This is a genomic window from Vibrio sp. 10N.261.52.A1, from assembly GCF_002876325.1.
GTDB lineage: Bacteria > Pseudomonadota > Gammaproteobacteria > Enterobacterales > Vibrionaceae > Vibrio > Vibrio chagasii.
Genome location: NZ_MCYD01000949.1, coordinates 1 through 13,353 on the forward strand (window position 1 = coordinate 1; position 13,353 = coordinate 13,353).

The window sequence follows — 13,353 nt, forward strand, 5'->3', positions numbered from 1 at the left end:
ATTTATACACAACTGAAATAATGTTAGCTCAAGGCTTACGTAATATAAGTGTCAGATAATGAGTGCAGATCGAATAAAAATAATTATATAAACCTAGGCTAGGTTAACACCATGAAACTACTGTCGTCTTTAGACTCGCTGTTGGCTAGCGATGAGTCTATCGAAAAGAAACAACGAGTACTGATCGATCTCGTTATCAATACTTATCAGCCACAACAACGCACTACTCTTTTCCAAACCGTTACTGATTATCGCCGTAACCTCCTAGGTTCCTTGTACCCAGAGCACCAACACAAAAGTCTTTCAGTATTATTTGAGTTGATGGATTATCGGGACCTGGTTCAACGGTATCCGAGTACTTTAGCTCCTGATATGGTTCTGTTAGAAAGAGCGGCCAGCCAATTCTATATGTCTTGGTTGGACTTTTGGTGTGAATGTGAAATTGCCGCAATAAAGACAAAATCGCCGCTCAACGATAGAGCTATCTCACGTATCGAGATACCGATTAAAGATTGCGCGTACTACGGCGCGATCATTGAACACATCGAATCCGACTCACTCATGGTACAGACACCGTGCCACCCACAAGCGATGCCAATCAGTGATGCTATTGCTTTGAGTAACCTAGAAACCTTCATAAAGGGTGAGAAATGGTTTGAGATGCTGCCTCTACTTCACCTTTCACAATCTGGGAAGCACTTTATCTTACTTAAGCACCCTGTTGATGAAGCCTTTCCAACGCTGGTCTCTTCAGCGCTGATTCAAGACTGGGCAAAAAATGATACTTGGTTAAGCTATGCCCCCCCCTTCAGCAACGAAAACTGGCAATACTGCTTGCCCGAGCACGGCTACCAGCAACTCTCAGAGTTACAGCTTTTTACACCTTCAATACTTTCAAAGTGTTGCTCTCTGCCAGAGTTCGACAGTACCTTCCACTTACAGCTGTCGGATACTAAAGCCATATGTGAAGTATTACGCCTAACCGTCAGCGGCAATACTCAGCAAAAACTCTACTTCCTCTACCTTGCTCAAAAAGAACTCATGAGTGTACTGCATCAAGTAGGTTACAAGGCTGGCTTCACTATCATCGAGCAACCTTTCATGCTCCAGTTTTATCAAGCTATCGATCCTAAAGCCTATTTCCACTCTGGTTTCTGTGAGCTAAATAGCGACGGTACCACTATTTATCGTGGCTTTTGGAATTTTGAAAAGATGGTTAACGTATTCAATGACACTGATTTTCGCGGCTACAAACACGCCGTGCGTAGCAGTAGAAAACTAAGAGTTAGAACAACGTCAAGCTCGGAAAAAAAAGATGAACATGTTTGATTTCGGCTTGGAGGCGATTGTCTACGCTAAGGCGATAACCCTTCTCGCAACCGTTGCCATCGTAGTCATGTGGTTAATCTACTATTGCTATTGTCTTAAACAAAAAGGGAAAGCCATTGCAGGGACTCACCACGTCCCGTACATCGCTTATTCGGTTTGTATTGTTGCTTGGATAAGCAGCAATGCCTACTTCCATACCGATTTATTGCCGGAACTTGGTTCGTCCGTAGCGGTGTTCGCTGCTAAATTTGCCAACCTCGCCTCTTGCTTCGCTTTCGCCTTTGCTTATTACTTCTCGTGCCAACTGGCGGCGGAACAACGCGATGGTAAGGTCCACCTATGGCAGCAAGCTATCTTTGTCACCTTTACTGTCTATTCGTTCTTTATTAACTTAAGGCCGAACTTAACCGTTGAAGATGTCACTATTTTTGGCCCAAGCCTATTCGTCATTGAATTCGGTCCGCATACGCCTTACTTCTTCACAGGCATGATCAGTTTAGTAGTGTTAACCCTTTGCAACTTGGTTGCGATGCGTGCCAACAGCAGTAAGCTAGTATTAGCCAAAACCAGCTACATGATCGCCGGTATCCTGGTGTTCATGTTGTCTACTGCAACCATTCACCTCGGTATGACTTACTTCTTGAGAGACTTCTCACTGACTTGGCTACCACCAGCACTATCAATCAGTGAAATGTTGTTTGTAGGTTATGCACTTTTAACGTCTCGTTTTTACAGTGTGAAGTATCTTGCCTACATGAGCCTAAATGCACTATTGGTTTGTGCAATTTTGGTGATACCGTTTGGCGCAATATTCATCCCACTGACTGATGATAATCAATGGCTAATCGCTATCCCAATCTGTGCGATGATCGGTATCACCTGGCACGTACTCTATAAGCGAGTCAGCCGCTATGCCTCTTTCTTTATTTATGGAAACAAGAAAACTCCAGTACAGCAAATCCTAGCGTTAGAAGAAGACTTTAAACTGTCGATTGATGATGCAATGCGCCGCTTAGGTCAGCTGTTGCAAATCCCTGAAGACAAACTTCGCCTTGTTAATAGCAACTACAACGAAACCTTCTACGAAGACTATCTTTCAACCAACAAGTCAGTTCTAGTGTTCGACGAGTTATCGCAAGAACTTGATTACACAGCGCCTTCCAAACTTTCGCTCAAAGCGCTCTATGACAAAATGAGCTCAAACAACACCGCTTTAGTTATGCCGCTGTTTGGGCAAGGAAAGTCGGTCACTCATTTACTGGTATCGTCGCACAAGAGCAACGATCAAATGTTCTCTAACGAAGAGATCTCGGCGCTGCAAACTCTGCTTACCCGCGTTCAAAGTACTATCGAAGCTGATAGGCGCATTCGTCAAAGTCGAGCGCTCGCCAACTCCATAGCCCATGAAATGCGTAACCCACTTACTCAAGTACAATTGCATTTTGAGATATTGAAGCAGCACATCGAAAACCAAGCCCCAGCAAAACAGATCCACCTGGATATTGAGAATGGGCAAGCCGCTATTCAACGTGGACGACAGTTGATTGATATTATCCTAAGAGAAGTTAGCGACAGCTCGTCTGAGCAAGGTCCGATCCTGATGACCTCGATTCACAAAGCCGTGGATCAAGCCGTCAGCCACTACGGGTTTGAAAACGAGAAGATCATCGAGCGAATTCGCTTGCCGCAACATGCTGACTTTGTTGCCAAGCTAAACGAAACCTTATTCAATTTCGTGATTTTCAATCTGATCCGCAATGCGATTTATTACTTTGATTCGTACCCGGATAGTCAAATTGAAATCAGCACCCAAATCGGTTCTTACGAAAACGTTCTAATCTTCCGAGATACAGGGCCAGGTATCGACGAAACCATTACACATAAAATCTTCGACGATTTCTTCTCTTATCAGAAAAGCGGTGGTAGTGGCTTAGGGTTGGGCTATTGCCAACGTGTTATGCGTTCATTTGGTGGCAGAGTTGAGTGCAAATCGAAGCTTGGGGAATTTACTGAATTCCACCTGTACTTCCCAGTAGTACCTAATGCGCCAAAAGCAGATGCCCTACGCACACCCTATTTCAACGACTGGAAGCAAGGCCAAGTCGATGTCGAAGAGACTAGCGAAGAGACCAGTGAAGCAACCCCGCAAGCTCACGGCACCCAAGCGGAAGAACACAGCACGGACTCAGTGGCAACACAAGTGACAACCAACGGGATAGCGCCAACCGTGCTCATCGTTGATGATAAAGAGGTGCAACGTACCCTTGTTCAGATGTATCTAAGCAGACTGGGCGTAAACAGCCTGCAAGCTAAAAATGGGGAAAATGCCGTCGAGCTGTTCAGAACAAACCAAGTCGATTTGATTCTCATGGACATACAAATGCCAGTCATGAACGGTTTTGACGCCAGCCAGATCATCAAGGCCCGTTCACCTAACACACCAATCATTGCGCTTTCTGGTGAGTCGGGGCAACGTGAGTTAGACATGATTAACCAATTGATGGATGGTCGGTTGGAGAAACCAACATCACTAGACGCACTGCAGGTTGTGCTCGACAAATGGCTATACAAAAACATAGCAAAAGAGGCTTCCAAAGCAGCGGAAAGTGAGTAGTTAATAACAAATTGTTGGTGGCTGATAAGCGCATCAATAGTTAATCAAAAATCCCCTCAGGAGTTTATTTTGAGGGGATTTTTTGTGGACACAAATTAGGTAGTCAAATTGTCAACTCAACCAGTTATGTATCCCGAACTTGGTTAATTGACCGGTACTTCATACGTTTTTCGCTGGCACATGTACATAGTAATAATTGCAACGCAGCTAATCAGAGACAATAACCAGCAGCTCAAAACCATCACCTCGTGAGTTGCTGGAACGAGGGATAAACAAAACGTAAAACCAAATGCTCCAATCATCTGAAGAGCACCATAGATAGCACCAACCTGCCCCTTGTGATTAGGAAACAGATACAATGCCGAAACACCTGCTATTGCTAATAAGAATGCGCAACCAAAAGCCATCACCGCAAACCCAAATAACATTATTGAATAGCTATGCAGCAAAAGGCTTAATTTTATGACAACGCAACCCAAAACCTGAATCAGACCACCATAGACTAGAGTCATATTTTCGCTGATACGATGTTTCAGAAACTGGTTCCAAATTAATCTGGATACTACGCTACTCACTATCAAAACCATTGACCCAACGCCATAATCCGCGGCCGTCAAATCAAACTGATTCTGAGCAACAAAAGAACCCGTGACTTGGAAAAGTAATAGACAACTTGTCCCGCTAAACATCATTGCCAAGTAACACAGAAACGTGACGTTCGATGTGATGAAAGCATAGTCTTTTAGTATCTGTTTTGGCTTAATGGCATCTCGATTCTTGTGACTGATCGTTTCACGTTTCATGACTGCAATAATCAATAGCGTTGCAGTCGATAAACATACCATGAAGACAAAATTACCTTGCCAACCAAAATGCTGAGTGAGATACCCCCCAAAAATGAGCGTTAGACCAGGTAGGCTCATAAATAGAATCCCATACCAAGCAAGTATCCCCATGAGTTCAGATTTACTGAATGCGTCTTGTAGGATAGTTCGGCAAAGAAGATAAAGGCCACCAACACCTAAGCCTTGGATTACTCGACCTAGCAACAGAACATTTATGCTGTCGGCCATAAGAGATGTCATCGAACCAATCACAAAGATCACAGATGAAAGAACAGCGACGGGCTTTCGTCCATACCGCTCGGACAACGGTCCGCAAATTAGCTGACTGCATGCTAAAGCGATAAAAAACAGACTCAAAGTCTGCTGTACTAACGCCTCTGATGTGCGTAGTTCACTTTGTATATCTGGAAAGCTTGGCGTATACATACTCGACGCGAAAAAATAGCTCGATGCCATTAAGATGCTGATAAATATAATAGTTATTTTAGACACTCGATTTCCCATAAACGTTAAGAACAGATCATCATGTTAAATAGATCCTCAAACTAAGTTTTTGGGTGAAGCGCCACGATGTTTACAATTTACGCCAGGTTTAATTCTGGAGTGCTTTTTTCTGATGTTCTTTAAATGCAGTAGAGAAAGCAGATAGGCTTGAGTACTCAAGTTCGAATGCAATTTCAGTAGCACTAATCCCTTTTGCCATCATTTTCTCAGCACGTTCCATCACTACTTTTTGGCGAATCTCCCTGAAAGATGCTTTGAAACTAGCCAGAAAAAGTCGGTTTAAAGTACGTACAGATGCCCCTGCTTGTTCAGACAAGTCTGAGATAGATAACTTAATACTCGGCTTATTTGATAATGCATCAATTACCGGTAGCAGCCTTCTGTCCATACCTTCCATTGCAATTAACGGATTGTCGACTGCCTTACAGAGGGTGCATTGATCCATAAGAACCTGAATATAATGGGGCTCAAGCTTTGGCTCCGGCCCACCATTTTCCCATAAGCTGAAAAGTTGAGTAACGATGGGAGAAATATCCAAGATACATATTTCGGTGAGTTCAGGGATTGAACCTAGTGGTAGGCGAAGTAAGGAGACCTGTGACTTCTTTAAGGTATCGGCACGATGTGGTACGCCCGCTGGAATGTAAATTAAAGAGCCGGGCATAGAGAGCAAACTATCCTTGTCAGTAGAGATAATTTGGCAACCTTGATGTATAAAAACTAAGTGCGAGTAATAATGGCTGTGAACCTCACTCGAATAATGAGATTCATAATGTTTAACCATCACCTGATGATCATCCAAATTAATTATCTCCCCCAGCCTTTCGTTATGATGCATCCAAGTATCACTCCTATTTTTAATCGGCATTCCATTCATACTCTCAAGTCATCGATCAATCGAGTCTGGTTCTCTGACACTACCTCTGATAAACGCGGAATAATTTATATCTTACGACAACTCTTATCGATCACACGACAATAAGTCGGAACAATGCTAGTCCCCTAGTCGCTATACTTCATAAAGGAACATATAAGCCCCGCACCAGCTCAATGCTCTCTAACTAGATCAGACGTCGATCATTTTTGAACAATTTCATGATTTAAAAGGAGAAAAGAGTTATACATAATAATGTGTTATTTAATCGACTAATTCATCATGACGCTCAAAGAAATCCTTAAAATTCCCAATGTCCGCTACTTCTTGATGTTCAGAAGCAGCTACTTTGCGCGTTTTTACTACCCTATATTCACCTTACTTTATTTAGATTACGGCTTGACCCTGTCTCAATTCGCCATGCTCAACGTAGTTTGGGCGGCCACCATCGTACTTGCTGAAGTCCCATCGGGGGCATTCGCCGACACCTTGGGTCGGAAGAAGTTGGTGGTACTCTCTTCCCTTGTGATGTTTGTTGAAATCGCCATGATCGCGTTAGTGCCGACTGAAAACCCGAACTTGGTGTTCATGGTCTTTTTGGTCAACCGGATACTCAGCGGGTTAGCCATGGCATTGGCAAGCGGTGCTGATGAAGCATTGGCGTATGACACTTTAAAGGAACAAGGCAATGAAGAGTTGTGGCCTCGAGTGTTACAAATCCAGCTTCGTGTCGCCTCAAGTGTAGGCATATTTGTCACCTTAATTGGTGCGGCGATGTACGATGTGAATTTCATGGCGAACATCTTTCATGCTCTTGGATTAGCAGAGCCAGAAAGCACCAAAGACCTGATGCGTATTCCTGTATTTGCCACGCTATTGGTCGCGCTACTCGCGATTTATGCTGCGGTAAACATGCGTGAAGAGAAGAAAGTGATACCAAATGGTCAAACGAAGTTAGCAACGACCATCGCCAGCCTCAAGTTAACCGCTGATACAGGTAAGTGGGTACTCGCTACGCCCTACGTGCTTTTCATACTGCTCTACTACAGCCTGTTCGAACACACATCGCGCATGTTCCTCACCATGAACAGCCAATACTATCTTGCCATCGATATTCCGATTATTTACTTCGGTTTTATTGGCGCGGGAATCAGTCTATTAAAAATCATTTTAGCGGGCCAAAGCCGCAGACTGGCAGAAAGTATCGAGCCGAAAACCTTTATTATCGTCATGGGCTTAGCAAGTATCGCTACCTATTATTGGATCAGTTTGGGTTGGTCAATCTATGGGGTAATTCCTGCACTGGTGCTTATCTTTATCATCATGACGATGAACATTTTTATCAGTTACCACCTGAACAAAAAGACCGAGTCGCATAACCGCGCCACCGTTCTTAGCTTCAAAGGTTTGATGTTTAACCTCGGTTATGGGCTGATCGGTATTTTGTATGCTTACTACTACAAATTGGTTTCTAACAATTACTCCGAGCAAGAGATAGAGCAAAACCTCGCGTTCTTGGCGTCGCTATCTTCGTTCTGCTATTACTTCGCCTTTCTGTTCGTAATAATCAGCGGGTGGTTCTACTTCAAAAATAAGAAGGCACCGATCTTTTAAATTTCAGTGCCATGCCAAATCGGGGCAAAGGTGAAGCTCTGCTCATAAAAAGACCGCTTTCACTTCTCAGCAGGTAATTTTTTGTTAACATAATCATTAAATTACCTCACACACGGAAGCGCCATGTCTTTTAGTTGGATCGCCTTTACCCTGCTTGCTGCCTTTAGCCAATCTTGGCGTAATGCCTTTCAAAGCAAATTAAGTGGCACCATGAGCGTGGCAGGTGTGACGCTAGCAAGATTTATATGGGCAAGTCCGATCGCACTGCTCTACCTCTACGCTTTGTATCAATGGCAGCCAGTCTCCGCGCCCAATTTTTCCAGTGAGTTTATTTTCTATATCGTTGCCGCAGCAATCATGCAGATCCTCGCGACCGGCTTGATGGTGATGCTATTTAAGCTCGAAAACTACGCCATAGGTGCAGGGCTTGCCAAATGTGAAGCTCCTGTTTCTGCTGTACTTTCCGTGTTGTTTTTTGGTACGGCGTTGACTGTTACAGGTTGGATCGGCGTATTGATCGGCACATTGGGCGTGCTCATCATGAGTAGCGCTTCTGGTTGGCGAAGCCTCTCTCCTAAAGTCTTTTGCTTGGGTATGGCATGTAGCACCGCCTTTGCCTTGACCTCGCTTTGGGTACGTGAAGCGAGCCTAAGTATTGGACTGCCCTTCCCTCATAGCGCTGCTTGGGTGCTGTTTTTGGTCATTAGCCTACAGACATTAATTATCTGCACGTTTCTCCTGATTAAAGAGCCAGATACATTGCGCCTGATATTCAAAAAATCAAAACTGGTTGTGATGACAAGTTTAGCGAGTGTGATTGGTTCTCTTGGCTGGTTTAGCGCGATGTCTCTTCAAGCCGTGCCATACGTGAAAACATTAGGCCAAGTCGAAGTGGTCTTTATGGTATTAATCTCCTACTTCTGGTTAGGGCAGAGTATTGCCCGCAAAGACACCCTTGCGCTGATATTGCTTTCCGTCGCTGCAATCCTTGTGATGTGGCAATAGAGGCTATTGTTGCAATAGAAAGCTTCGTGGTAATCAAGAGTTATGTGCTAATAAAGAGCTGCGTGGCAATAAACAGTATGGTTTATGCCCACTTTTCAGTTACTCTCTCCAAACCTTTACGCCGTCTAAAAATCATACGATGGCGTAAAATGATAAGAACCACCTTCCCATAATTTTTATAGTGCGCCTATCAGCTATCCACATATAACTTTAGCCAATAGGAAAACAATCTATGAAAACATTTGTTCAAATCACTCTAGCCACGACCCTTGCGACAACGTCAATGATGACACTGGCAGAAACAACAAACGACGCTCACTCTCAAGCCGAAGCTACAACCGTAAAACATGAATCGATGACAGTAACGCTTAACGATAAACACTTTGCGCCTACGGCAGCTACAGTCAATGCAATAAGTACTACACAGACAGCCACACAAGCGTCAAACAACAAAACAAAGTCAGCACAAGAATCCGACATATAGTCTCAAAATCAGTGACACGAAAATGAGTTACTTGGTTGAACAGCACCAGTCTGGCATTATGAACGCGCTATCTAGAAAGCGAATACGTTCACTTAACCCAACTTAAGTAATCGACTCATGACAGATACCAAAAGAAACACCCGAATTAGCCAGTTCCGATTCGGGCAGCCGAAAGAATCTCTCAAGATCGAGCATGTCACTTTAAGGGCACTCGATATAGATAAGGTTCGAGTACAAATTGAAGCGACCAACATCAACCCTAGTGACCTATTGTCGATTTACGGTGTTGGGCAATACAAACACAGCCACCAGCCGCCCAGAGTGCCAGGGTTTGAAGCAGTAGGTACGGTTGTAGAGTCTAGCCACTCTGAGTTTACTGTGGGCCAGCGAGTGCTCGTGGCCACAAGTGGAACATGGCAGAAATACGTCGATGTTTCACCTGACAATCTTTTCCACCTGCCTCAACATCTAGATAACGGATACGCGTGTCAGTTGTACATTAATGCACTCACCGCATGGATACTGACAACTGAAGTAGCAAAGTTGACCCAAGAAGATGTATTAATCATCAACGCTGGCAGTTCAGCCATTGGTAAAATTTTCTCCCAACTATCACAATCGCTTGGCTTTCAAACCATTGTTGTAACGTCACAACCCAAACTCGCTCTTACGACTTCAAAGCATGTGTTGGATACCAAAAATGACTTGGTTGCACAAATCAGGCAACTTGGCCTACCTCAACCAACTGTTGCTTTTGATGCGATTGGCGGGTCACCCGGAACAGATCTCATTCATACACTGGGCAGACAAGGGCGCTTTATCAACTATGGCACGCTGTCTCTGGATTTTTATGAGCCACGCTTCTTCGAATACGCAAAAGATCACGCTATCGATTTCAGCACCTTCTTCTTGAGGTATTGGGAAGAAGCTGAAGGTAAAAAAGTACGCCGTGACAAATTCGAGTCCATGCTCGATCACTTCATCGAGAACGAGATTCAACTCGAAGTCGACCGTTATTTTCCTCTCGAACAAATTCAGACAGCGATTGATCTTATTGAATCAAAAACTACACGATTAGATGGCAAGATCATCTTGCTGCCTGCTTAAGTTGAAGAGATTTAGGAATGCACTTTCAACCACCAGAGTGATGGTCGAAAGTGCCAGTGTGAAAATAGTGGTTAGAATTCCATAGGCTCTATGGTTAGTGAATTTTCCAGATTAAACCAACAAGCTACTTGCGCCAGACAAGATACAAAACAAACAACCCACCCAACGCCGCAGTTACAATCCCGACAGGAAGTTCTTGTGGTGCCAATATCGTCCTACTTACCACATCCCCAAAAAGCAAAAGCACCGCCCCCCAAAGTGCGATCAAAGGAATGGCTCGTTTATGGGTTACCCCAGAAAACGGTCGAACAAGATGAGGGACCATCAAACCAATGAAGCCAACCACGCCTGTCATTGCCACGATCGATGCGGTGCAAAACGCACAGCAGAGAAAAATCTCACTTTGTAGGCGATGAACGTTGATGCCCAATGAGCTAGTCGTTTGCTCACTCACTAATAAAGTGTCGAGTTCGCGATAACGCTTAACCACTAAGGCAACCAGACACAGCACACCCACCAGCGCAAAAATCAAATTATCCCAACGAGCAAGCCCTAGACCTCCCATCGTCCAGAACAAAATTGAGCTCGCCGCTCTTTGATCGCCGGAATAGATTAAAAAGCTGGTGATTGCTCCAAATAAGAATGAAATCGCCAAACCACACAAGATCAGGTTGTCGTTACCCTTTTTCTTCTGCATAGAGAACAGAATCAAAACTGCTGTGGCTGAAACAATACCTCCTGAGAACGCCGCCACCGGCAATGACCAAATGCCCAAGGCATCACCCAATTGAGTGATCACCAATACTGCACCAGCAGACGCACCTGATGACAAGCCAAACAGAAATGGATCCGCTAAGTCATTGCGTGTCGACGTCTGGAGTAAGGCTCCTACCATCGCCAGCCCCGCACCAGCAATAACAGCTAATAACGCCCTAGGTAACCTAAGGTCGAACAGTATTCTGCTTGTCATATCAGGGCTTGGATCATTAAAAGAGATCAATCCAACCATCACCTCTTTAAAAGAAAGAGGGACAGAGCCAAATTGTAAGCTCATCATAAAGGCGAGCAGCATTGCGCCGATACCCATCAACCAAGCTGCTCGATATTTATCAAATAAAATCAAAAGACTACTACTCTTTTCGATAATAACCTTGCCTGCTATTCAGAAACAAACGCGGCTGCAAGTTTCTCAATAGCATCAATATTGGCTGGCCCAGGAGTTAGCTGCTCATAACGCAATTTGACATAGCGACCAGCAGTCACCGCATTGGTGTATTTCATTAACGGATGAGCTTCTAGAAAACGTTGCAACGAACCGGCGCCACTTACAGTTTGGTAGTCGAGAAGAATGATGACATCCGGGTTGGCGCTAGCCACATTTTCCCAAGAAGTTCGTGCCCAGCTTGCTTCCATATCACCTGTAATATTTTGTCCACCGGCTGCTTCAATCATTGCATTAGGCATTCCGTACTTACCTGAAGTAAAAGGCTTGTCTTCACCGGAATCAAACAGAAAGACTTTTGGACTGGGTTTTCCTGACGCTTTTTGTTGTTCAGCGACTTTTGCAATTCTCTCTTTCCAACTGTTCACTAAAGCCTCGGCCTCTGACTGTTTATCGAAAATAACGCCTAGCTTTTCCATATCATCATAAAGCAGGTCCATGGTAGCGCCTTGCTTTTGGCTCTGAGTATGAATACAGCTTTCCGACAACACTAAGGTATCGATTCCATAGGGTTTCAGTGTTTGAGGCGTCACTTCTCCCCCTACTTTCATCCCGTAATTCCAGCCAGCAAAAAAGAAATCGGCATCCGAGGCAATCAATGTTTCTAATGACGGGTACTTAGGGGAAAGCTCTGGAATATCGCCTAAACGTTGTTTGAATGAACCAGACATCTTGTACCAACCAGTAATGCCCGTCACACCCACCAAATCCTCCTGAAGGCCAAGAGCAAATGCCATATCAGCCATGTTTATGTCATGCACGACCGCACGCGAAGGGTGTTTCTTAATCGTTAGTGGGCTTCCGCAATTATCTACCGTAACGGGGTATTGAGTGCTTGTTGCATGGGCAATAGATAAAGGTAAAAGACACAAAAGGCTAGAAATTACAGGCCACTTCATTGGGCTGCTCCTATTAGAGATAAATTAGAGTGATTGGATGCAGCTTCAAAGTGATGGATGGTGCTGCACATATTGGGGTGATTGAACGACAAAACGCGCAATCCAAAAACGGGCACCATATAGCGGTCTTGAATGACCGTATCTGGCGATGCAAATGTGACCATTTTTTGGCCAGACATCAGAAGAACTTTATCGGCAAATGGGGCGACTAAGGGCAGATCATGCAGCACAACAACTGATGCAATGCCGCGTTGTTTAATAAGGCTCAGAAGTTCAAGACGAGCCAGAGGATCAAGGTGATTAGTCGGCTCGTCTAGCAATAAAAGCCTAGGCTCTTGTGCAAATGCTCGTGCAATACTTGCACGTTGTTGTTCACCGCCCGATAACTCACCAAAGCTATGTTGGCTTTTATGCAATAGCCCAACATCTTCCATTGCCTGTTTGACTGCTCGCTTGTGCTCTTTCGCACTGCAGCAGAAAGTGTGCGGCGTACGCCCCAAGCCAACGTATTCAGAGACACTCAAACGGGGATCCACATGCTCATGTTGCGTAACCACCGCGACCTTTTTCGCTACCTGCTGCCTTGCTAGACTTTCAAGTTCGATACCAGACAACAACATCTCACCGGCAACGGCTTTGTACTCGCCTGTAATTCCTTTTAGTAAGCTAGACTTTCCACTTCCATTCGGCCCAATGATGGCAATACACTCCCCATCATTCACGTCAAATGTCACATCCGAGACCGCCCTCCAGTTTGCTAAACCATTGGCGCAGAGCCCCTTCACTGACAATACAGGTTTATTCAATTTCCCCACCGAGTATCAAAAAATAACTTTTGGTTATGTTATAACATAAC

At 44.4% G+C, this 13,353-nt stretch carries 11 protein-coding genes; 6 read left to right on the top strand and 5 right to left on the bottom strand.

The features are described 5' to 3' along the window. The first annotated feature begins 111 nt into the window (after positions 1-111). Complete coding sequence (locus tag BCT81_RS20560; protein WP_102425647.1) at positions 112-1,329, top strand: acyl-homoserine-lactone synthase; 1,218 nt, start codon at positions 112-114, stop codon at positions 1,327-1,329. After that, positions 1,322-3,943, top strand: coding sequence for a hybrid sensor histidine kinase/response regulator (locus tag BCT81_RS20565; RefSeq protein WP_102425655.1), 2,622 nt, complete (start codon positions 1,322-1,324; stop codon positions 3,941-3,943). Before BCT81_RS20560 ends, BCT81_RS20565 begins: the two co-directional genes overlap by 8 nt. A gap of 143 nt (positions 3,944-4,086) precedes the next feature. On the opposite strand, the gene BCT81_RS20570 is transcribed toward BCT81_RS20565, so the two are convergent. Both BCT81_RS20570 and BCT81_RS20575 read right to left on the bottom strand, forming a co-directional pair. Further along, positions 4,087-5,280: an MFS transporter gene (locus BCT81_RS20570; RefSeq protein WP_102425648.1), complete on the bottom strand. Its 1,194-nt coding sequence runs from the start codon at positions 5,278-5,280 to the stop codon at positions 4,087-4,089. A 100-nt stretch (positions 5,281-5,380) separates the two neighbouring features. After that, entirely contained in the window at positions 5,381-6,130 is a 750-nt protein-coding gene (locus BCT81_RS20575) for an AraC family transcriptional regulator (protein WP_102425649.1), read from the bottom strand. Positions 6,131-6,448: 318 nt separating this feature from the next. Between BCT81_RS20575 and BCT81_RS20580 the strand changes: the two genes are divergently transcribed. The 4 genes from BCT81_RS20580 to BCT81_RS20595 all read left to right on the top strand — a co-directional run bounded on the left by BCT81_RS20580 (position 6,449) and on the right by BCT81_RS20595 (position 10,376). Continuing rightward, a complete protein-coding gene (locus BCT81_RS20580; RefSeq protein WP_102425650.1) occupies positions 6,449-7,780 on the top strand; it encodes an MFS transporter in 1,332 nt (443 codons plus the stop codon). A gap of 123 nt (positions 7,781-7,903) precedes the next feature. Then, positions 7,904-8,785 carry a DMT family transporter gene (locus BCT81_RS20585; RefSeq protein WP_102425651.1) on the top strand — a complete coding sequence of 294 codons (882 nt, stop codon included), beginning with the start codon at positions 7,904-7,906 and terminating at the stop codon, positions 8,783-8,785. Between the two features lie 232 nt (positions 8,786-9,017). Next, positions 9,018-9,269 carry a hypothetical protein gene (locus BCT81_RS20590; protein ID WP_102425652.1) on the top strand — a complete coding sequence of 84 codons (252 nt, stop codon included), beginning with the start codon at positions 9,018-9,020 and terminating at the stop codon, positions 9,267-9,269. Between the two features lie 117 nt (positions 9,270-9,386). Further along, entirely contained in the window at positions 9,387-10,376 is a 990-nt protein-coding gene (locus BCT81_RS20595) for a zinc-dependent alcohol dehydrogenase family protein (protein WP_102425653.1), read from the top strand. A 124-nt stretch (positions 10,377-10,500) separates the two neighbouring features. Here the strand turns inward: BCT81_RS20595 and BCT81_RS20600 are convergent, their stop codons facing one another. The 3 genes from BCT81_RS20600 to BCT81_RS20610 all read right to left on the bottom strand — a co-directional run bounded on the left by BCT81_RS20600 (position 10,501) and on the right by BCT81_RS20610 (position 13,288). Beyond that, on the bottom strand, positions 10,501-11,448 hold the full coding sequence (locus tag BCT81_RS20600; protein WP_102425656.1) for an iron ABC transporter permease: 948 nt from the start codon (positions 11,446-11,448) through the stop codon (positions 10,501-10,503). Positions 11,449-11,534: 86 nt separating this feature from the next. Beyond that, complete coding sequence (locus BCT81_RS20605; protein ID WP_102425654.1) at positions 11,535-12,497, bottom strand: ABC transporter substrate-binding protein; 963 nt, start codon at positions 12,495-12,497, stop codon at positions 11,535-11,537. Further along, entirely contained in the window at positions 12,494-13,288 is a 795-nt protein-coding gene (locus tag BCT81_RS20610) for an ABC transporter ATP-binding protein (RefSeq protein ID WP_029225988.1), read from the bottom strand. Before BCT81_RS20610 ends, BCT81_RS20605 begins: the two co-directional genes overlap by 4 nt. Positions 13,289-13,353 lie beyond the last annotated feature (65 nt).